25 protein-coding genes and 1 tRNA gene are annotated in these 19,903 nt (G+C 33.1%); 17 read left to right on the top strand and 9 right to left on the bottom strand.

What is annotated here, in order from left to right; all coding sequences use genetic code 11:
• The first annotated feature begins 49 nt into the window (after positions 1 to 49).
• Positions 50 to 1,402: a cation diffusion facilitator family transporter gene (locus BD31_RS07965; RefSeq protein ID WP_008300966.1), complete on the top strand. Its 1,353-nt coding sequence runs from the start codon at positions 50 to 52 to the stop codon at positions 1,400 to 1,402.
• Here the strand turns inward: BD31_RS07965 and BD31_RS07960 are convergent, their stop codons facing one another.
• Complete coding sequence (locus BD31_RS07960) at positions 1,403 to 2,581, bottom strand: ZIP family metal transporter (RefSeq protein WP_008300975.1); 1,179 nt, start codon at positions 2,579 to 2,581, stop codon at positions 1,403 to 1,405.
• Positions 2,571 to 3,593: a multicopper oxidase domain-containing protein gene (locus BD31_RS07955; RefSeq protein ID WP_008300970.1), complete on the bottom strand. Its 1,023-nt coding sequence runs from the start codon at positions 3,591 to 3,593 to the stop codon at positions 2,571 to 2,573. The genes BD31_RS07960 and BD31_RS07955 overlap by 11 nt, the downstream gene beginning before the upstream one ends.
• Positions 3,594 to 3,752: 159 nt before the next feature.
• Between BD31_RS07955 and BD31_RS07950 the strand changes: the two genes are divergently transcribed.
• On the top strand, positions 3,753 to 4,259 hold the full coding sequence (locus BD31_RS07950) for a hypothetical protein (protein ID WP_008300986.1): 507 nt from the start codon (positions 3,753 to 3,755) through the stop codon (positions 4,257 to 4,259).
• On the opposite strand, the gene BD31_RS07945 is transcribed toward BD31_RS07950, so the two are convergent.
• Positions 4,251 to 4,562 carry a hypothetical protein gene (locus BD31_RS07945; RefSeq protein ID WP_008300944.1) on the bottom strand — a complete coding sequence of 104 codons (312 nt, stop codon included), beginning with the start codon at positions 4,560 to 4,562 and terminating at the stop codon, positions 4,251 to 4,253. The genes BD31_RS07950 and BD31_RS07945 overlap by 9 nt on opposite strands.
• 87 nt (positions 4,563 to 4,649) lie before the next feature.
• Here BD31_RS07945 and BD31_RS10395 point away from each other — a divergent pair, with 87 nt between their 5' ends.
• The 5 genes from BD31_RS10395 to glmS all read left to right on the top strand — a co-directional run bounded on the left by BD31_RS10395 (position 4,650) and on the right by glmS (position 7,910).
• Positions 4,650 to 4,802 carry a hypothetical protein gene (locus tag BD31_RS10395; RefSeq protein ID WP_008300969.1) on the top strand — a complete coding sequence of 51 codons (153 nt, stop codon included), beginning with the start codon at positions 4,650 to 4,652 and terminating at the stop codon, positions 4,800 to 4,802.
• Between the two features lie 126 nt (positions 4,803 to 4,928).
• On the top strand, positions 4,929 to 5,483 hold the full coding sequence (locus BD31_RS07940; RefSeq protein ID WP_048097588.1) for a 30S ribosomal protein S13: 555 nt from the start codon (positions 4,929 to 4,931) through the stop codon (positions 5,481 to 5,483).
• A 9-nt stretch (positions 5,484 to 5,492) separates the two neighbouring features.
• Positions 5,493 to 6,098, top strand: a complete 606-nt coding sequence (locus BD31_RS07935) for a 30S ribosomal protein S4 (RefSeq protein WP_008300954.1) — start codon at positions 5,493 to 5,495, stop codon at positions 6,096 to 6,098.
• Positions 6,099 to 6,150: 52 nt separating this feature from the next.
• Positions 6,151 to 6,303, top strand: coding sequence for a hypothetical protein (locus tag BD31_RS10800; RefSeq protein WP_008300982.1), 153 nt, complete (start codon positions 6,151 to 6,153; stop codon positions 6,301 to 6,303).
• Positions 6,291 to 7,910 carry a glutamine--fructose-6-phosphate transaminase (isomerizing) gene (gene glmS / locus BD31_RS07930; protein WP_306459947.1) on the top strand — a complete coding sequence of 540 codons (1,620 nt, stop codon included), beginning with the start codon at positions 6,291 to 6,293 and terminating at the stop codon, positions 7,908 to 7,910. Before BD31_RS10800 ends, glmS begins: the two co-directional genes overlap by 13 nt.
• On the opposite strand, the gene cobT is transcribed toward glmS, so the two are convergent.
• Genes cobT through BD31_RS07915 form a run of 4 tightly spaced genes read right to left on the bottom strand, consistent with a single transcriptional unit; the run spans position 7,897 to position 10,223 of the window.
• Positions 7,897 to 8,961, bottom strand: a complete 1,065-nt coding sequence (gene cobT, locus BD31_RS07925) for a nicotinate mononucleotide-dependent phosphoribosyltransferase CobT (protein WP_048097591.1) — start codon at positions 8,959 to 8,961, stop codon at positions 7,897 to 7,899. The two genes, glmS and cobT, sit on opposite strands and share 14 nt — an antisense overlap.
• Before the next feature lie 5 nt (positions 8,962 to 8,966).
• A complete protein-coding gene (locus BD31_RS10795) occupies positions 8,967 to 9,191 on the bottom strand; it encodes an MBL fold metallo-hydrolase (protein WP_008300979.1) in 225 nt (74 codons plus the stop codon).
• A complete protein-coding gene (locus BD31_RS07920; protein ID WP_008300929.1) occupies positions 9,163 to 9,579 on the bottom strand; it encodes an MBL fold metallo-hydrolase in 417 nt (138 codons plus the stop codon). The genes BD31_RS10795 and BD31_RS07920 overlap by 29 nt, the downstream gene beginning before the upstream one ends.
• Positions 9,576 to 10,223 (bottom strand): NAD(P)H-hydrate epimerase, encoded by a 648-nt coding sequence (locus tag BD31_RS07915; RefSeq protein WP_008300960.1) that lies wholly within the window; start codon positions 10,221 to 10,223, stop codon positions 9,576 to 9,578. The genes BD31_RS07920 and BD31_RS07915 overlap by 4 nt, the downstream gene beginning before the upstream one ends.
• A 73-nt stretch (positions 10,224 to 10,296) precedes the next feature.
• Between BD31_RS07915 and BD31_RS07910 the strand changes: the two genes are divergently transcribed.
• Positions 10,297 to 10,911 (top strand): translin family protein, encoded by a 615-nt coding sequence (locus BD31_RS07910; protein WP_008300984.1) that lies wholly within the window; start codon positions 10,297 to 10,299, stop codon positions 10,909 to 10,911.
• Positions 10,912 to 10,922: 11 nt separating this feature from the next.
• Here the strand turns inward: BD31_RS07910 and BD31_RS07905 are convergent.
• Positions 10,923 to 11,007 (bottom strand) — tRNA-Leu (locus tag BD31_RS07905).
• Positions 11,008 to 11,057: 50 nt separating this feature from the next.
• On the opposite strand from BD31_RS07905, the gene BD31_RS07900 reads away from it, so the two are divergent.
• From BD31_RS07900 to BD31_RS07860, 9 genes are read left to right on the top strand one after another with little or no spacing between them, the layout of a single operon-like run.
• Complete coding sequence (locus tag BD31_RS07900) at positions 11,058 to 11,294, top strand: DNA-directed RNA polymerase subunit N (RefSeq protein WP_008300964.1); 237 nt, start codon at positions 11,058 to 11,060, stop codon at positions 11,292 to 11,294.
• 1 nt (position 11,295) lies between these two features.
• Positions 11,296 to 12,534: a phosphopyruvate hydratase gene (eno, locus tag BD31_RS07895; protein WP_008300980.1), complete on the top strand. Its 1,239-nt coding sequence runs from the start codon at positions 11,296 to 11,298 to the stop codon at positions 12,532 to 12,534.
• A gap of 7 nt (positions 12,535 to 12,541) precedes the next feature.
• Entirely contained in the window at positions 12,542 to 13,165 is a 624-nt protein-coding gene (gene rpsB, locus BD31_RS07890) for a 30S ribosomal protein S2 (protein WP_008300939.1), read from the top strand.
• A 23-nt stretch (positions 13,166 to 13,188) separates the two neighbouring features.
• Positions 13,189 to 14,130 (top strand): mevalonate kinase, encoded by a 942-nt coding sequence (gene mvk / locus BD31_RS07885; RefSeq protein ID WP_008300933.1) that lies wholly within the window; start codon positions 13,189 to 13,191, stop codon positions 14,128 to 14,130.
• Between the two features lie 23 nt (positions 14,131 to 14,153).
• Positions 14,154 to 14,906, top strand: coding sequence for an isopentenyl phosphate kinase (locus BD31_RS07880; protein WP_008300958.1), 753 nt, complete (start codon positions 14,154 to 14,156; stop codon positions 14,904 to 14,906).
• Positions 14,899 to 15,549, top strand: coding sequence for an isopentenyl-diphosphate Delta-isomerase (gene idi, locus BD31_RS07875; RefSeq protein WP_008300973.1), 651 nt, complete (start codon positions 14,899 to 14,901; stop codon positions 15,547 to 15,549). The genes BD31_RS07880 and idi overlap by 8 nt, the downstream gene beginning before the upstream one ends.
• Positions 15,536 to 16,516, top strand: coding sequence for a polyprenyl synthetase family protein (locus tag BD31_RS07870; RefSeq protein ID WP_008300949.1), 981 nt, complete (start codon positions 15,536 to 15,538; stop codon positions 16,514 to 16,516). Before idi ends, BD31_RS07870 begins: the two co-directional genes overlap by 14 nt.
• A gap of 20 nt (positions 16,517 to 16,536) precedes the next feature.
• Positions 16,537 to 18,246 (top strand): glutamate--tRNA ligase, encoded by a 1,710-nt coding sequence (gene gltX / locus BD31_RS07865; RefSeq protein ID WP_008300956.1) that lies wholly within the window; start codon positions 16,537 to 16,539, stop codon positions 18,244 to 18,246.
• A gap of 6 nt (positions 18,247 to 18,252) precedes the next feature.
• Positions 18,253 to 19,122, top strand: a complete 870-nt coding sequence (locus BD31_RS07860) for a fumarylacetoacetate hydrolase family protein (protein WP_008300963.1) — start codon at positions 18,253 to 18,255, stop codon at positions 19,120 to 19,122.
• Here BD31_RS07860 and BD31_RS07855 read toward each other — a convergent pair.
• The coding region (locus BD31_RS07855) for a GNAT family N-acetyltransferase (protein ID WP_238536103.1) at positions 19,119 to 19,903 on the bottom strand (785 nt) is incomplete at its 5' end. The genes BD31_RS07860 and BD31_RS07855 overlap by 4 nt on opposite strands.

Genomic DNA, 19,903 nt, shown 5'->3' with positions numbered 1-19,903 from the left:
TTCTCTTTAGAATAGTTGTAATACATGATTAAATCAACAGTTAGAAGAAATGTTTGTTCAGAGATCACGTGTTTTAGGAATATCACTTGTAGCCATATTTTCTGCATTTGTAGTAGAATTTGTTTTTGGATTAGCATCAAATAGTTTGGGTCTTATCACAGATAGTATTCATGCATTATTAGATAGTGTTGTAACAATTGTACTTCTTTTAGCTGCAAGACTGGCAATTAAGCCTCCAGATGAAGAACATACATACGGACATGGGAAAGTTGAATCATTAGGAGGATTAATTGGAGGAATTGCAATTTTTCTGATTGCAATATTTTTTATTTACGAATCAATTCACAGATTACAAAGTCCACATCCAAGTATTCTTCCAGGAATTTTTGCAATTATTGCCGGTGTGTATACTATTGGTATTGATATTTTTAGAATAATTTTATTGCGAAGATCGATTAAAAAAATTGGAGGAAATACCCTCAAAGCAGATTTTTATCATGCGTTTATGGACTTGGGTTCCACACTAGTTGCAATAGGAGGGATTGTTTTTGTGACATATGGATTTTACAGTGGTGATTTCATTGCCGCGTTGATTTTAGGAGTACTATTAGTTATTTTGAGTATAAAACTAATTTACAAAACTGCCCAAGATCTTACGGACATTATCTCTCCAGAAATAGTAAAAAAGGTAAAAGAGATTGTTAAAAACACAGATGGTGTAGTAGATGCACAAGCTATACTCATGAGAAGATCAGGAGATACAATCTTCGCAGATGTTACAATTTCGCTTAGAGGTGATACAAGTTTTGAAAATGCTCATGAAATCAGCAGTAGTGTGGAAAAAAACATCATAAATAAAATTCCAAATGCAGCAATTACAATACACTTTGAACCAAGTTGGGAAAATGTTCCACTTGATGCAAAAATTCTAGACATTGCAAAAAGTGTAGATGGAGTGAAAGGAGTTCACAACGTCATCACACATAATTCAAGAGGTAAAATATTTGCTAACTTACATGTCATGGTGGATAGGGAAATCAACCTATACTCTGCACATAAAATTTCTGAGATGGTTGAGGAAAAAATCCAAAGAAGCATTCCAGATATTGAGCATGTGACAATTCATCTGGAACCATTCCTAAATGTACCAGAAAATTTTAACATAAGAGACAGGGAGACTGAAAGAAAAATCAGAGTTATCTTAGAAAAATACGAACAAATCAAAAAAATTGGACGAATAGTTTCACTAAATTTTGAAAATATTTTGAAAATAGATATTGATTGTTCATTTGACAAGGAATTATCAATTGAAAAAGTTCATGATTTGACATCTGAGATAGAACATGTCATCAGAACAGAAATTCAAGATGCCGTAATTACAATACATCCAGAACCGATTTGATTAAATTAGAATACTTGTAGCATACATAATCAACATACCAATAGCAAATCCAGAAACAACTGATGCACTGGATAGATTTTTTTCCCCTTCCTCTCTAATCCATTTTAAAATAATTACAATTACCTGAAAAATTGCTCCTGCTCCAATTGAAAGAAAGATTACTGCAGAAAATGGCGAATATGCAAATCCCCCAACCCAACCACCAAAAATGGCAGGAACACCGGCAATCATTCCCAGCATTATTAATTTTCCAACCATTAATTTTCCACGAGATAGTGGAGCTGCAATTGCTAAGCCTTCAGTTGTATTGTGAAGAGCAAATCCGATAATCAAAAATGTACTAAATGCGATCGAACCAAGACCAATAGCTGCACCAATTGCAAGACCTTCTCCAAAATTATGTAATCCAATTCCTATTGCAATCATCAAACCAATTGCAACAGGTTTTGAAATTTTTAATGAATCTGCTTTTCCAGTTAATTTTTCAGAGGCATAATACAAACCAAGAAACGATAAGACAAGAGTTGTTGCAATTAACAACTCACCATTAAAACTGCCACTTAGATTTTCAGAAGAAACATCAAATGCCTCTTTAACAGAATCAATCCCAAGGAAAAGCAAAAGACCGGTAGTTAAAGCTAAAAAGAAATGATATTTACTTTTTGAGATTTTTTTGATAAACGGTAACCAAAGTAATCCAATCATAACAGGAATTACACCAACATAAGTTCCAATTATTGCAAAGAAAGCCACAAATTCAATATTTGGTTGTAAAGCAGTTGCTGCAGCATTAATTTGTTTTTCAAATCTTACTCCATCATCGGTAGTTAGGCCAATTATGTAGGGTTCTGCTTCATTCCATTCAAAGGGTATTCTAACTAGTGCTGTTTCATATCGTTCTAAAAATTTATCAGGTTCTATCGCTGCTGGTTGAATTCTATCATTAACATCAGCCATAGAAATCTGAACAGGGATAGGACCAGTATTTCTAACAGTTACATGAATCTCCGATTTAACAAAGTCTACTTTTTCTATAGTGATTTCAGGAAGAGGGACTCCTAGATCAAGTAAATCGGCACCAGGACCAAAAATATAGGCCATCATCAAAATAATAAAAATAAATGGTACAATTCCACTTACAATCATCTTATTTCTTGATGTTTTTTTGTTAGTTTCCATTGTTTACCTCAGATTTTGAATTATTTTTGACTAGAAACAATCCAAGCCATCCCTTTTCAGAGAATTCAACTTTATGAGCATGAAATAGGTATTTTCCTGGAAAATCATATTGAAATTCCATTATTCCACGTTCAGTTTGTGATAAAGTTATCATATCAGTATAGAACGAGGGGACTAGATCAGTTCCTGTTGGATAGTATTGATACAAATTTCCGTGAAGATGGAAATTATTAACAGGATCAAATTCCACCATATTTACAACATAAATTCGAATTAATTCACCAGTGTTGATTTGAATTGGATGGTGTTGATAGTAAAAAGGTATGGTGTTTGCAGCATAAAAATTATTTTCTGCATCAAAATCAGTATCAAATCCATTTAGAACCATCACCATCTCATCAGCAAGTGCCCTGCCTTCTTTAGGGTCTACAATAAAAACACCATACAATCCATGAACAATGTGTTCTTCTAATGGCATCACATGACAATGGTATGGATGTACACCGACAGGTCCCGCCTCAAATTCATAGGTAAATTTTCCCCCTCCACCACCGACAATTTCAAAAACACCGTCCATTTCAGATCTATGAATTCCATGAAAATGCATAGTGTGTGATTTTGAGCCGTTATTTATGAAATGAATTCTAACAAGATCTCCCTCAGTAGCTCTAATAGTGGGTCCCGGAACGGTTCCATTAAAAGTCCAAACATTATAAAAAACTCCGGGAGAGATTTCTTGGATTTTGTCATCTTCAGCAATTATCGTGTAATCTCTGATAGTTTGACCAGTTTCAGAATAAGAAACTACACCATACTCAAAATTTCTCAAAAACTTATCAGGATCAAAATCCACAGTAGATACAGTGTAAAGAGGATCAATAATTTCCCCAGATGTCCTTACAATAACTCCTGAATGTGTAACGAATGTTTTTTGTTCGGATTGAGCATTCGAAAAAATTGGGAATACCATGATTGTGGAAACTCCAATTACAAGCAAAAGTAAGCATACCATAATAGTGGATCTAGTGATTTTCAGGACACTTAACAATAGATGAAATCTTTATTTAAATTTACCCTAAGCTAACTTTTTTAGCCTTATCTAACTTTGATGCAAAAGACCTAAAAATTTGGAAAAAATTAGGTTTAAACTAAAGAAAACAGGATTCAATCTGTGCAAAAATCAGGATTAATCATTGTTGTTTTAGGATTATTCATCGTATCAGGATTAGTAGTATCAATATTTGAAAATCAGATTACCTTGGAGGGGATAAATCAAGAGAATGGCATAGTTAGCATAACAGAAAAAATAACTGTTTCAAACGATTTTGACAGAGAGAAAACTCCAATTGGTATTTTTGCAATTCAAGTGATGGATTTTAGAGAAAACACATTTTCTGTTAAAGTATTAGATCCATCAGATATCGAAATTATTTCTCAACAAATTGATAAGGATACTATTGAAGAGGAGTTTGATGTACTAGATACTGGCACTTACAAATTACAAATTGAAAGTTCAAGTGATGATGAAATTTATGTGGCAGGTGCAATCGGACCACTTCCTGATCCTTACAAAAAATTCATCATGTCTATAATTTCCACAGCCCTGATAATGATTGGCATGACAGGATTAGCTGTAATTGGGATATATCTAATCAAAAATAGAAAAAGCTCAGTTTAGATAGCTATCCATTTTTTCAAGTCCATTAATGGCTGCGTCAAAATTTTCACCATGTTCTATAATACTGCCAAGTTTATCAGAATTGGCAATCAGTAAACATTTTCCATCATCAGAGTTTTTGGAAACGAATCCATGTTCAATTAGATAAGATAGTCTCTCAAGAACTTCAGATTCAGATACAGATGCCTGCTGTGCCAAATAGAAGCATTCTTTTTCACCATCCTCCATTTCTGCTAAAATAGAAGACGTGACTGGATCAAACATACAATCTATAATTTTTTCACGATCAAATGTTTCGTCCATTTATATAAAATATAGAATATTGGATGTTATATCTTTTTGAATGTGTCATTCCAATAAGATAATTAAGAAAATATCATAAATCAAATTATGCAAAAACTTTGTAGTCAAGATTCATCAGGTAAGGGAGAACACTGTTTTTGTATAGATATTGATGCTCAACGCGGAGTTAAAAAATGCTGTAAATGCAATCAATGGAATGTTCAAGGTAATGATTGGACTGAAGATGAAGATTTTAGATGATATCCAATAAAAAAATTCGTAAAAATTAGGCGTGAAGCAAGGATCATTAGATTTAGATATTTCAATAATATCATAATTTAGTGCCTAGTATGGTTTTTATCGGGGTTTCTTAGAATTTTGGAATACTTGAGTACACAAGAATATAGACATATTGTTAGGATTGTGGGAAATGATATTCCTGGTGAGCGAAAGATGCTCGTCGGATTAACCCAAATCAAAGGCATAGGTTATAATTTTGCTACTGCAATTTTAGATACTCTTAAAATTAACACAAACTCGAACATTGGCAATCTAACCGAATCTAACGTTCAAGCAATTGAAAAATTAATCACAGATCCAGTTGGGGGAAATTTTCCAACATGGTTCCTCAACAGAAGGAAAGATATTGAAACCGGTGCAAATTTACATTTGTTAACGTCTGATATTCCATTTACATTAAGAAATGATATTGAAAGAGAAAGAATCACTGCAAGTTGGAGAGGTTATCGTCATCTATCGGGTCTTAAAGTTAGAGGACAAAGAACCAGAACATCAGGTAGAAAAGGTGGAGCAGTTGGAGTTGCAAAAGGTGGAATGGCAGCACCAGCAAAGAAAGGTGGTGCAGGTGCACCAGCAGCGACCACAGTAGCAGCACCAACAGGTGAACCAGCTGCAGCACCGGCAGCGGAGAAAAAAGAATAGGTGTATTGAATGGGAGATCCAAAATATCCACGTAAAGTTTGGAGAAAACCAAAAAGACCTCTTAATTATGAGTTAAAAATGGAAGAGCTCAAAACTCTTGGTACATTTGGATTAAGAACCAAAAGAGAGTTATGGAAAGCACATACTGAATTATCTCGCGTTAGACATCAAGCAAGATCATTGCTTGCATTAAGACAGGAAGAGAGAGCAGAAAAAGAACCAATCTTAATGAAATCACTTGCAAGAATAGGATTAGTAAGTAGTGATGCAACACTAGATGATGTACTCAATCTTAATGCAAATGATTTGTTATCACGAAGATTACAAACTTTAGTTACAAAGAAATTTGGATTTAAATCACCATATCAAGCAAGACAAGCAGTAATTCACGGCCACATCATGATTGGTGATAGAAAAGTAGACATTCCATCTTATACTGTTACAGTTGAAGAAGAAAATAATGTTCATTTTGCACCTGAATCTAAGATTCCAGAAATGTTAGAAAAGACAAAGTCAAAAACTCCATCTCCAGAAACACCGGTTGAAGGTGAAGCAGAGGCACCAGTTGAAGAGACTACAGAAGTATCAAAAGATCAAAGTTCTTCTACCGAATAATCAAGAAAATAGGCTTATCAGTAAATAACCCCAATTAATAGATAGAATAATCATGTGTTCAATTATCGGTTACTTTGGAAAAGAAACTGCAGCCCCGATTATCGTAAAGGGGCTAAAACGAATGGAATATCGAGGATATGATAGTGTAGGAGTTGCAACAGAATCTGATCACCAAATTGAACTAAAAAAGGGATTGGAAAAGTAAATGAAGTAAATTTAAAAATTCAATTAGACACCCTGCCAGGAAAAGTTGGAATTGGTCATACCAGATGGGCTACCCATGGAAAAGTTACAGATATCAATGCACATCCACATGCAAGTAATTCGGGACAAATTGCAATAGTACATAACGGAATAATAGAAAATTTTGAAGAATTAAAGAAACGATTAGAAAATGAAGGATATGATTTCAAAAGTGATACAGATAGTGAAATTATCGCGAATCTAATTCAGAAATATTACGAAAAAACTCAGGATGTAAAAGAAACAATTTTGAAAACAGTTGCAGAGATCAAGGGACATTATGCGTTTGTTGCAATGTTTGAAAACGGTCAACTTGCAGCTGCAAGATTTCACGAACCACTGATCATAGGAGTTGGACAAAATGATTTCTTTTTGTCAAGTGATGTTTTAGGATTCATCGAATATACTGATGATGCGATCTATTTAGAAAATGGAAATTTTGTGATTTTAGATAAAGATAAATTTCAAATTTTAGATTTTAATGGAGAACATGCAAAATATGGAATAGTCAAAGTTTCTAAAGAATTTGGTGATGCATACAAAGGTGATTATGCACATTTTACATTAAAAGAAATTTACGAACAACATGAAACAGTTTTGAAAGCAGGCGAAAAAACTTTAGAATCAATTGAAAAAACTGCAGATTACATTAAACATGCGAAAAATATCTATATCACAGGAAGTGGTACAAGCTATAATTCAGCATTAATTGCAAAACAGCTTTTATCAAAATATGCAAAAATTAAAGCAGAGCCAATCATGTCAAGTGAGCTTCAATTTGCACCGGACAGTATTGAAGAAAATTCTATTATGATTGCAATATCTCAAAGTGGAGAAAGTGCAGATGTTTTGGAAGCAGTTAAAATCGCAAAACAGGCTAAATGCAAAACAATAGCAATTGTAAATTTGTTAACATCATCACTTGCTCGTGAATCAGACATTGTTATAGGAATGAATTGTGGACCTGAGATAGGAGTTGCAGCAACAAAGAGTTTCACAGCACAACTTGTAATACTCTATAAAATTATTCAAAAATTAAATGACAGTAGTATAGATATTGATTTTGATAAAATTTCCGAATTAATATCAAAAACATTGGAAAATCCCACAAAAATTCAAAACATTGCTAATGAAATGAAAGACATTTCAGACATTTATGTACTTGGAAGAGGGATACATTATCCAATTGCAATTGAGGCTGCTTTAAAATTAAAAGAATTAACTTACATTCATGCAGAGGGAATTCCAGGAGGCGAATTGAAACACGGACCTCTTGCGCTAATGGATTCCAATGTATTTGTAATAATTATAAATCCAAATGATTCAACATATGCAGATACATTAACAAGTGCAAGGGAGATTAAAGCACGTGGCGCAAAAATTATTGGAATTTCAGATATAGAAAGTGACGTGTATGATTTTTGGATTGAACTTCCAAAATCAGAAGAAATAGCATACCCAATTTCAGAAATCATTCCAATTCAGCTATTATCATATTACGCAGCACTTGAGAAAAACACAGATCCTGATTATCCTAGAAATTTGGCAAAATCAGTTACAGTGAAGTAAACAATCTATGATATTCTATTTCAGCTAATTCCAAAAATTTTTCAGAATTATTTCTAGTTTTAAGCATGGATGAGATAATGCTTCCACCAGCACCAACACCCTCTTTTGCAAAACCTTCTGAAAACGCCTTTAATCCAGAGTGTTTTGAATTTTTAAGACCGGGATCTACAGAAATTATTGGTATGTCTGCTATTTTTTCAACAATATTTTTGAAATTTGCACTTTGATCATGTGTAATGTAAGAAGTAGTTCCAATCAAAGTATTTTCTTCATTAAATCCAATTTTTGATGCAAATGCTAATACTGCAGACATCTGAGTTCCCCCAGCAAGCATCACTTTAGATATACTTGAAGCAGAACTTAGCATTCCTGCGACAAAAGGAATCATAGGATCACCAATTTTTGCAATTATGCTATAAGGATGATCAGAATCAATTCTTTCAAGGGCAGATGTAACAATTTGATTTTTTAATTCTATAGGATTGTTTGGGATGCTAGAACTTACTTTAGCATCAAAACCTAATGCTCGCAAAACAGCTAAGGCAGTAGTTGTTCCACCAGGAATACTTTCACCTATAACAAGAGTATCAGTAAGCGAAGCCATGCTTCTTCCCACAATTCTGCCATAATCAACAGCATGTGATACTTGTGAATCAGTCATAGCATCTTGAATGGAAATATTTTTTCCACTAGTCATACTTGTTTCAATAAAAGGTAATTGTGGAGAAATTTTACTTCCAGCATTTATTGTTAAATGTGGAATACTAGCAGACTCTAAGGCAGTTTTTGTCAATAATGCAGGAGTTGGCTTTCCATCAGGAGTCATTGGAATTTTATCAATTGATTTACAATATCCATAATGAAGATATTCAGCATCAGCAGGAGGTGTAAATTTTATTGAATCTTTATCAGCACCTGCAAAAGTAATCCCAGGAATTTCACAAGTTTCAGTATAGGAGATTACAAGTGAAAAAAGGAATCTTCCCGAACTCATAGTTTGAATAAAATTTTGAGCCTGATCTATATTGCCAAATAATTCAAAATTTTCCAAAAAATTCACTGACCCATCATTTCGACAAATTGTTGTTCTGTTCGTTTTTGCATAACATGATTAGTAATTTTTTCTTGTCCAATAGTAGATGTCTCTGTATTTCCATAATTGTGTCCTGAATACATGACTAAATTGTCATCTAATGAATAAAGCACATCAAAAAGACTATGATAGAGTTCTTTTGCACTTCCTCCAGGTAAATCAATTCGGCCACAATTTCCAACAAACAATGTATCGCCTGAAAAAAATCTTTCCATCTCCAACCAAACAAATACTGTCTTTAGAATGTCCAGGAGTATAGAATACTTTTAATTTAGAATTTCCAAATTCAATTAAATCTCCATCCTTGACTGCGATATCATGTTTTAATTCTGAATACTCATGTTGAATTATAGGAGCTTTAGTTGATTCTACCATGGCTTCATTTCCCAAAGTATGATCAAAATGATGATGTGTGTTTACAATGTATTTTATTTTCAAATTATTTTTTTTAATGATCATTTCTAATTCTATCAAATCCCATGAAGGATCAATAATTATTGCTTCACCAGTATCCTCATCTTCAACGATATAGGAGAAATTCTGCATGTTTCCAACCTGGATTTGATGTACTATCATAGAATTCCCTCCTCTGCTTCTGGAGGAATTCCAATTTTTTCAGCAAACAGTTCACCAGTCAAATCTTTTCTTTTAGGAATGCCTTGTTTCATTTTATGAAATGTTACAGTCATATCACATTTTGAGCAAATATTTGCAGTTTCTCCTGTTTGTGGATTTAATCCAGATGGAACATCTACTGCAAATTTGTAACAATCTGTTTGGTTAATGTAATTTATTGCAGATGAATATGGTTCCCTAATATTTCCAGAGATGCCAGTTCCCAGTATTGCATCAACAATTACGTCAGGATTGAAATTAAATTCAAAAGAATCACCAGACATTAATTTCACAGAGGGCATTTTCTGTAAAATTGACCAATTCCAATTGCTTTCTTCAGTTTTAATCTTGTCAGGAGAACCTAGTAACATCACAGTAACTTTGGCCTCATAACCAGATAGATGCCTTGCCATCACCAGTCCATCACCCCCATTATTTCCCAATCCTGCAAAGACTACAATGTTTTGAGATTTTACATTCCCAAGTTTATCAACTAATCTTCTTACTGCCGCAGCACCAGCGTTTTCCATCATAAATTTTTTTAAAAATCCCATAGCATGGCCCTTGTTTTCAATTTTATACATTTGATCAACAGTTATTTCCATGCAAGTTCTGAAATAATATCTAAAATAAGAGTTTGGCAAACGACTTTATCCTAGTTTTAAAGCATTATCAAACATGACACTGAAGAACGTTAGACCAGCTCTTAACAAAATTGCAAAAAATTTAGAAGATGTTCAGGACTCAAGGGAATTTTTGTTAAAAAACACAAGGGAGATAGTAATTCTATGTAGCAAATCAATTATTGCAGTACACAAAGGGGACTTGGAAAGTGGGAAAAAGAATTTAATTCAAGCAGAAAAACTTTTGAAAACATATAAGAAAAAAGCAACAGGGGATCTGCGAAGATATCTAATTACACCAGAACAAGAATTTGTAGAGGCCGCATGTCTTATTGCAATTGTAGAGCAAAAAGAAATACCTTCAGATAAAATATTATCAGTGATGCCAGAATCATATGTGTTAGGATTACTTGATTGTGTAGGTGAATTAAAAAGACAAGTATTTGATAAAATTCGAATTGGAGAAATAGATGAGGCCGTAAGGATTTTTGACATTATGGAAAATTTGTATCTTCAACTATACACATTTTCAATGTACGATAAAGTCGTTAAAGAAGCTAGAAGAAAGATTGATGTTAATAGAATTCTTGTAGACGATGTAAGATCTGCAATTACAGAAGAGAAAAGAAGATCAGAGTTAATCAAAATTTTACAAAAATTAGAAAAATAATCATTATAATATGCGGGCGATGGGATTTGAACCCACGAACTCCTAAGAGACTAGCCCCTCAAGCTAGCGCCTTTGGCCAGGCTGGGCGACGCCCGCAATGGAAACTCCTTGCATGGTTTTTATAATCCTTGATTACTTTTTCGTTCGTGTTAATTCCTGTTAGATGTTTTACATGTGGAAATCTAGTTGCCGATAAATTTGAGGATTATCAAAATAAATTAAAAGCCGGAGAAGATCCAGTAAAAACTCTTGATTCCTTAGGAATTGAGAGGTATTGTTGCAGACGAATGCTATTGACTACTGTTGAAACAATTCAACAAGTAATTCCATTCTACGAAGCAATTCAAAGAAGAAAACAAGAAGTTGAATCTGAGTTAGAATAACTTGGCCAAGATTTCCTCAATTGAAGGACGTATTCTATACAACAGTAGGGGAAGTAAAACAATTGAAGTAGATGTTAAATCTGACAGGAACTTTTTAGGAAGAGTTTGTGCCCCATCCGGAGCCAGTGTAGGAAAATATGAAGCAGTTAGTTTTCCAAATGGAAAACCTGAAGAAAGTCTTAAAATTTTAAAAGAAAATGCCCAAAAATTCATAGGGATTGAATCTTCAGATCTCAAAGCAATTCATGATATACTGAAAAGTTTGGATAACACTACAAACTATTCAATAATTGGAGGGGCACTTGCTTTTGCAATAACAATTGCAGCAATGGAGTCTGCATCAAAAGCATTAGGAGAACCATTGTTTAAAACACTCTCATCTGAATCGTCATTTAGATTTCCATTTCCATTGGGAAATATTTTAGGTGGAGGGGCACATGCAGGACCAGGCACACCTGACATCCAAGAGATTTTAATTTGTGCCACAGGCTCAAAGACAATAGAGGAAGCTATTGAAACTAATTTGCAGGTACATAGTGAACTACGTCGTGTTTTAGAAAAAGAGGATCCTAGCTTTACAAACGGAAGGGGAGATGAAGGTGGGTGGGCTCCAAAATTAGAAAACCAAAAAGCACTAGAAGTATCTGCAAAAGCATGTGAAAATTTGGGATTTACTTTAGGTAAAGAAGTGTCATTGGGGGTCGACTTTGCTGCATCTACACAATGGAATGAAGTAAAAGGAAAATATGTTTACGACAGAGCTGGGTTTGAAAATTCTACATCAGAACAGATAGATTTTGCAGCAGATATTATTAAAAAATATAAATTGATTTATGCAGAGGATGCAGTTCATGAGGAAGCATTTGAAGACATGTCTGAGCTTACAGCAAAATTCCCAGATACATTAGTAACAGGAGATGATCTGATAGTTACAAACAAGGATATTCTAGCAAAAGCAATTAATGTAAAATCATGTAATGCAGCAATTTTAAAAGTAAATCAGGCCGGCAGTCTTTTTGATGCATTAGAATTTGCCAAACTAGCAAATCAAAACAATATCCGATTAATAACATCACATAGATCGGGTGAATCTACAGATTCACAAATATCTCACATAGGGCTTGCAACAAAGTCAAAAATGCTCAAAGTTGGTGTAGTTGGAGGAGAAAGAATAGCAAAACTAAACGAATTATTACGCCTATCAGGGCATGATTTAATATGTGGCATGGCAGAGATTTAAAATCGCTATGAGTGAACTGACTGAAGCAACCGACATTAAAAAGAAGATATTAGCTACTGGAATTAGGGTAGGTACACAAGTAAAGACAAAATTCATGAAACCATTTATCACCAAAGCCAGTCCTGAAGGTCTTTACATGCTTGATTTAGACATTACATTAGAGCGAATTAAAACAGCAGCCAAATTCATCAATAGATTAGGTACAGATAATCTCATTGTATGTTCAGCAAGACAATATGCAGAAACTCCTGTTGAAAAGTTTTGTGAGATGTTAGATTCAAAGAAACTTCTAAGAAGATTTATGCCAGGTACATTAACGAATCCATCATTACCATACTATATTGAACCAAAAGTGGTTTTAATTTCAGATCCGCAAGTTGATGAGCAAGCAATTATTGAAGCAACAAATGCAGGAATTCCAATCATAGGTATTGCAAATACAGATAATATCACATCAAATCTAGATGTGATTATTCCAGCAAACAATAGGGGAAGAAAAGCTCTTGCAACTGTTTACTGGCTATTGGTTCGTCAAATTTTAATCGAGCGTGGCGAATTAAAAGAAGAAGATTCAATGAAATATGAAATTGATGATTTTGAAACAAAGATTACCGAAGAGGAAATCGAATAAATCACATACAATTCAGTGTTTACTTGAAATCTAAAGCTTCATCTCCAGGAAAAGTAATTCTGTTTGGAGAACATTTTGTAGTATATGGAGTCAAAGCAATTCTTTGTGCAATAAATAAAAGAATCACAGTTACAGCTGAAAAAGTTGATGGGAATAAAATATCAATAAAATCAAACATAGGGAATTTAGAATTAGAACCAAATAAATTAATTTCAGAAATCGATTCTCCACTTAAACCATTTTATTATTTAGCAGATAAAATGATAAAAAATCAAAATACTGGAATTGATATTAAAGTAGAATCAGATATTCCATTAGGAGTGGGTTTAGGTTCTTCATCTGCATGCTGTGTTGCAGGAGCTGCAGCCATTTCCAAATTATTTAGAGATACAACCAAAAAAGAGATTTTAGAAATGGCAATAGAAGCTGAAAGAACAATTTTTGAGAACACATCCGGAGCTGATTGTACTGTTTGTACATATGGAGGAATAATGGCATATGATAAGAAAAATGGATTTACCAAGATAGAATCCGAACCTAATTTCCATCTTGTAATAGCAAATTCAAACATAGAACACTCTACTAAATCCATAGTTGCAGGAGTAAAACAATTCAAAGAAAAAAACGAGGATGAATTTTCTAGATTATGTGATAACGAAGCAAAATTAATTGAAGATGTTTTAAAAATTTTAAAAACTAACAGCGTTGGAGAATTGGGAAAGAAAATCACAGAAAATCAAAAATATCTTGAAACGATAGGGGTTTCAAATGACAAATTAAGAGACATGATCCAAATAGGTCAAAAAACATCTTTTGGTGCAAAAATTACAGGTGCTGGAGGCGGTGGCTGTATTTTTGCTTTGACTGATACGTCAAATTTGAATCAAACCATAAACGAACTTCAGTCTAAAAATTATGATTGTTTTTCAGTTAAAATTGATTTTAAAGGACTGGATACTTTTTAATTGACTAGATAATTTGGAACAGCATGATTCTCATAAAATTGGGTGGATCAATAATTACAAATAAAGAAAAACCATTATCAGCACGAAGAAAAACAATAGATAGCATTTCTAAAAATTTAAGAAAACTTGGTGAACCAATAATTATTGTTCATGGAGGTGGCTCATATGGACACTACTGGTCTGTCAAATATGATATGCACACTAAAGAAAGGAAATACGATATTAGAGGTGTTGCAATTATTAAAAATTCAATGATCGAGTTAAACAAGATCGTTTTAGATTCATTGTTAAAAAATAAAATAAATCCATATTGTCTTCCACCAACTGATTTTATGTCAGGGAATAAACCAATTTTGAAAAAAATCAGAGAAATTGAAAAAATTGCCCAATCAGGTTTTATTCCAGTCACATATGGAGATGCATTATGGTATGGTCAGAAAAAAACATACATTTTATCCGGAGATAAAATTATGACTCATCTTGCAAGAGTACTAAAACCAAGACTTTGTATTTTTGCATTAAATGAGGATGGGTTATACGCGGATCTAAAATCAAAAAAATTAATCTATGAATTAAAAGGCGAACGCCCATCAATTTCTAAAAACAAAATGGATGTTACTGGAGGAATGACTAGAAAAGTAGAAGAAGCATCAAAAATTGCAAAGATTGGGATGGATGTCTTCTTTGTAAACGGAAATAAACCTGAAAGAATTGTGAAAGCGGTTAAAAATAGGGCATTTGAAGGAACATTGTTTAGAGGTAAAAAGAATGTCTGAAGAATTTGTAATTTTAGTTGATGAAAACGATAATCCAATAGGTAGTGAGGAAAAAGTAAAATGCCATTTACCCAACGGAAAACTACATAGAGCGTTTACTGCATTATTGTTCGATAATGATGGAAGGTTAGTGCTCACAAGAAGAGCAAAAGAGAAAATGTTGTGGCCGAATGATTGGGATGGAACATTTGCAAGTCATCCAAGAGAATCAGAAACCTATGTGTCATCAGGAGAAAGAAGAATGCCAGAAGAGTTGGGAATTAAAGGTTCTCTAGATTATCTACATAAATTTGAGTATCATGTTCCATACAAAGATATTGGTTCTGAAAATGAAATTTGTGGAACTCTAATTGGAGTGATTGACAAATCTACAGAATTAAAAGAGATTGAGGGTGAAATTGATGAAATTAAATGGATTTCAGCAAAAGAGTTACTTTCAGAATTAAAGACAAATCCACAAATTTATTGCCCTTGGATGCTCATTGCGCTAGAGTTATTAGATAAATCTGAAAAATCTATGCTTGAAAAGCATGCAGATATTTTATCTACGTGGATGAATAGTGAAATCAAAGATGAATTACAAAAAGCAATTAAAAATCATTTACCAGATAATCAATGGAGAATAGTAAATGAAAAAAACTAAACAAATTGAAGAAAATGCAAAAGTTGTAAACAAATATCTAAATTCGAAACTAAAAGGAAATCCTAAGAAATTGTATGATGCGGCAGGTCATCTAATTGTTAACGGTGGAAAAAGACTTAGACCGTACATGGTAATTAAAAGTTGTCAAATTTTAAAAGGGAAAATTCCTAATGCAATGCCAGCTGCAAGTGCAGTAGAAATGGTTCACAACTTCACGTTAGTTCATGATGACATTATGGATAATGATGAGATGCGTCATGGAGTTCCAACAGTACATAAGAAATTCGGAATACCAATAGCAATTCTTGCAGGAGATGTTTTATTTTCTAAAGCATTTCAGGTTATTTCAGATACAAAATTATCAACAAGTTCTACTACTCAATTAATTTCTAGACTTGCTAAAGCATGTGTAGATGTATGTGAAGGACAGTTACTAGATATAAAAATGGCTGAAGAGAAAAAAATTCCATCACAAGCAGAATACATAACAATGATTGGAAAAAAAACGGCAGCATTATTTGATGTATCATGTGCAATGGGAGCAATTTGTGCAACAAACAAAGCAAGTGACATTTCAAATCTTTCATCATTTGGAAGGAATTTAGGAATAGCGTTTCAAATAACAGATGATCTGATTGGAGTAATGGGAGATCCGAAAATTACTAAAAAGCCTGTGGGAAACGATCTTAGAGAGGGGAAAAAATCACTTCCAATTCTAATGGCAATAAAATTAGCAAATGGTAATGATAAAAAAATAATTCTCAAAGCATTTGGAAATTCAAAAGTATCAAAAAAAGATCTCAGCAAAGCAGTGGATGTAATTAGATCTTTAGGAATAGAAGAAAATGTAAGAAATCAGGCTCTAAATTATGCCAAAAAAGCTAAAAAATCACTATCAAAATACTCAGGTTCGGCTAAAGTTGAATTAATCGCATTATTAGATTTCGTAGTTCAAAGAAGTGTATAATCACAATAAGATGATCTAGCATGGATGAGGAATTAAAGACAGAGATTAAAAAAATGGCTCTTCAGAATGCATATGAGCACGATGGAGAAACTAGAGATAAAATAATTTTAGGAAAAATTCTTGGTACAAAACCAGAATACAGAAGTAAAGTAAAAGAGATCACAGATGACATTTCCAAGATTGTTACACAAATTAATCAAATGTCATTAGAAGATCAGAGAAAAGAAATTGAAGAAAATTTTCCTGAAGTATTAGTACCTAAAGAAAAAATTGAGGAAAGAGATGGACTTCCAGAATTAAAAGATGCAGTACACGGTAAAGTAATTACCAGATTTCCACCCGAACCTAATGGTTATCCTCATATCGGACACGCAAAAGCAGCTATTATCAATTCGGAGTATGCAAGGATGTACGGAGGCAAATTTATTTTGAGAATGGACGATACAAATCCAGAAGCAGAGAGAATGGAATATCACGCTGCTATCAAAGTAGGGTTAGAATGGTTGGGAATAAAATTTGACACAGTAAAAAACACATCAGATGACATGGAGATATTTTATCAGAAAGGAATAGAGTTAATCAATTCAGGAAAAGCATACGTTTGTACTTGTAAAAGAGATGACATTAGTAAAAATAGAAGAGAACGAAAAGCATGCAAATGCAGCATGGAGAGCATTGATAAAAATTTCAAAAATTGGGAAAAAATGGATGAGAAGTTCAAACCAGGTGAAGCCATTGTCAGATTTCGTGGGAATATGAAAGCAGATAATGCAGTTATGCGAGATCCAGTATTATTCAGAATTATCGAAGGTAAACATTACACATTAGGCGAAAAATATAGAATTTGGCCCAGTTACGATATGGCAGTTGCGATAGAAGATAGTGTAGACGGTGTAACTCATGCATTTCGTTCAAAAGAATTTGAATTGAGAGAGGAGCTGATTGATGCAATTTTAGATGCATTAAACATGCGAAAACCAGCACAGGGGTTTTTCTCCAGATTGGAATTCAAAGGAATGCCTATTTCAAAAAGAATAATCAAACCATTGATTGAAGAGGGCAAAGTTTCATGGTATGACGATCCCAGACTACCAACACTTGAGGGATTACGCAGAAGAGGGATCAAACCTGAGGCAATCAGGAAGTTTATCATGTCATTGGGGTTGACCAAAGCGAATACACTGGCACCATTTGATTCACTAGAGGCCTTTAACCGCAAATTTGTAGACGCTAGTAGCATCAGATTATTTATGGTCAGCAATGCAAAAAAACTAACAGTAAAAAATTTACCAATTTCATCAATTGAGATTCCCAACCATCCAGTTAACGATATGGGAAAAAGAAAAATCGAAATTGATGGAAATTTTTACATTTCAGGAGATGATGCTAAGAACATCAAAGTAGGAACACAGATACGCCTTTTGGGTTTAGGAAATATATCCATAACAAAAGAAGGTAATGAATCAGAAGGGGAATTTATTGAGAATGGAAATACAGCAGATATTTTAAAAATTCAATGGGTTCCTCAAACAACAGCACATAAAATCAAGATGGTCATTCCAAAAATATTATTCATCGGTGATGAGTTTAACGAAGAGAGCTTAGAAGAATTAGACGTATATACAGAACCACATTACTTACAATTAAAGGAAGGAGAAGAAATACAATTTGTTAGATTTGGATATTGTAGAAAAGATTCACAGAATCAGGCAATTTTTACACACAAGTGATTAATAATGAAGATTGCACGATTGTTACATGATAATAATGAGACATATGGTTTCATAAAAGGAGATAAAGTTTCCACCAAAGATGAAATTACTTATTTGACAGGAGTTCCAATTCCTCAAAATGTAAAAGATTTTCTTTTTGATGGATGGTATGATGAGATTAAAAATAAAATAAATAATTTGCCGTATGAAGAAAATATTTCCAAATACAAATTATTAGCACCAATTCCAAATCCAAATAAAATAATATGTTTAGCATTTAATTACATAGATCATGCTAAAGAACAAGGATTAGAGCCTCCAGAAGATCCTGCTTTAGTAATCAAACCACGAACTGCATTAAATAACACTGAATCAGATATCATATGTCCCGATTTTGTAACACAGTTAGATTACGAGGTAGAATTAGCCATGATTATTGGAAAAAACTGTAAGAATGTTAGCATTAATGATGCGTCAAAAGCAATATTTGGCTACATGATATTCAATGATGTTTCAGCAAGAGACATTCAATTTAAAGACAAACAGTTTACAAGAGGAAAAAGTTTCGACTCGTTTGCTCCATGTGGACCATGGATTACAACAGCTGACGAAATCAATGATGTTCAGAATCTGAAGATGACAACTAAAGTTAATGGAAATTTGAGACAAAGTTCTTCTACAAGCAATATGTTCATAAAAATACCAGAAATTGTTTCAAAAATTTCACAAGTAATGACATTAGAAAAAGGAGACATTATTTCTACAGGAACACCTGCAGGAGTAATGTTAAACAAACCAAATGCGGTATTTTTGAAAGATGGTGATGAGATAGAAATGGAAATTGAAGATCTTGGAGTTTTAAAGAATACTGTGCGAGTTATAAAATCTAATTAGAGCAAAGATTTTTTCATTAGATGAAAAGAGATTCTATGTTCTAATGAATTAAATTTAGGAAGTTGATCCATAGTTAAAATTTGAATTCGTTCATAATCTTTATCAAAAGCATAGTTTTGTAAAAATGAAAGAATTTGAATTGTTGCATCATCGTTATTTGAAAATAATGTAATTATCATAGTCCTGTCAAAATGTTCGGAGTCAGTAATAATTGCAAATGAGGTATACCCATTTACATTAGATTTGATAATTTTATTTTGTTGAGAAAGTGATGACAGTATCTCATTATCTAATGGGAGCCATCTCCAAGATTTTACATAATGTGTACATAATTTACAATCAAGTGATTTTTCAAAATCAACAGCATAATTTGAATTTATTTTGGGTTCAAGTGAATAAAAATCCCAAGTTTGGAAAACATGATAATTTAATGAATCTGCCAGATAAAGTGATTTAGTATTTTGTGTATCAATAAGCATATAAGAAAATGCGATATTTTTTTCTTTTCCAATGGATTCAGCATATTTTACTAGTTCAGATGCAATTTTTTGTCGACGAAAATTTTGATCAATTCTGATACCCTCAATCCAAATTTGGTCTTTAAAATAAAATGCATGACATATTCCAATTGGAAATTGTCTGTCACATATGAACAAATTTCCTTCGGACACCCATGAGTCCCATACTTGGTCAATATAATCACCCCAAGAAAAAGTGTCTTTACAAAATTTCAATACATGAATTTTATCTTCAATACTTGCCTCTCTTATCATCAATTCTA

This window comes from Candidatus Nitrosopumilus salarius BD31, assembly GCF_000242875.2.
Taxonomy (GTDB): Archaea; Thermoproteota; Nitrososphaeria; order Nitrososphaerales; family Nitrosopumilaceae; genus Nitrosopumilus; species Nitrosopumilus salarius.
Note: the sequence above shows the minus strand (reverse complement) of the source record. Positions and strands in the feature narration are given on the sequence as shown.

Coding starts and splice junctions, on each gene's coding strand:
- BD31_RS07965 (WP_008300966.1), top strand. CDS start 50: ATGTTTGTTCAGAGATCACGTGTTTTAGGAATATCACTTGTAGCCATA.
- BD31_RS07960 (WP_008300975.1), bottom strand. CDS start 2,581: ATGGAAACTAACAAAAAAACATCAAGAAATAAGATGATTGTAAGTGGA.
- BD31_RS07955 (WP_008300970.1), bottom strand. CDS start 3,593: ATGGTATGCTTACTTTTGCTTGTAATTGGAGTTTCCACAATCATGGTA.
- BD31_RS07945 (WP_008300944.1), bottom strand. CDS start 4,562: ATGGACGAAACATTTGATCGTGAAAAAATTATAGATTGTATGTTTGAT.
- BD31_RS10395 (WP_008300969.1), top strand. CDS start 4,650: ATGCAAAAACTTTGTAGTCAAGATTCATCAGGTAAGGGAGAACACTGT.
- BD31_RS07935 (WP_008300954.1), top strand. CDS start 5,493: ATGGGAGATCCAAAATATCCACGTAAAGTTTGGAGAAAACCAAAAAGA.
- BD31_RS10800 (WP_008300982.1), top strand. CDS start 6,151: ATGTGTTCAATTATCGGTTACTTTGGAAAAGAAACTGCAGCCCCGATT.
- BD31_RS07920 (WP_008300929.1), bottom strand. CDS start 9,579: ATGATAGTACATCAAATCCAGGTTGGAAACATGCAGAATTTCTCCTAT.
- BD31_RS07915 (WP_008300960.1), bottom strand. CDS start 10,223: ATGGAAATAACTGTTGATCAAATGTATAAAATTGAAAACAAGGGCCAT.
- BD31_RS07910 (WP_008300984.1), top strand. CDS start 10,297: ATGACACTGAAGAACGTTAGACCAGCTCTTAACAAAATTGCAAAAAAT.
- rpsB (WP_008300939.1), top strand. CDS start 12,542: ATGAGTGAACTGACTGAAGCAACCGACATTAAAAAGAAGATATTAGCT.
- BD31_RS07880 (WP_008300958.1), top strand. CDS start 14,154: ATGATTCTCATAAAATTGGGTGGATCAATAATTACAAATAAAGAAAAA.
- idi (WP_008300973.1), top strand. CDS start 14,899: ATGTCTGAAGAATTTGTAATTTTAGTTGATGAAAACGATAATCCAATA.
- BD31_RS07870 (WP_008300949.1), top strand. CDS start 15,536: ATGAAAAAAACTAAACAAATTGAAGAAAATGCAAAAGTTGTAAACAAA.
- gltX (WP_008300956.1), top strand. CDS start 16,537: ATGGATGAGGAATTAAAGACAGAGATTAAAAAAATGGCTCTTCAGAAT.
- BD31_RS07860 (WP_008300963.1), top strand. CDS start 18,253: ATGAAGATTGCACGATTGTTACATGATAATAATGAGACATATGGTTTC.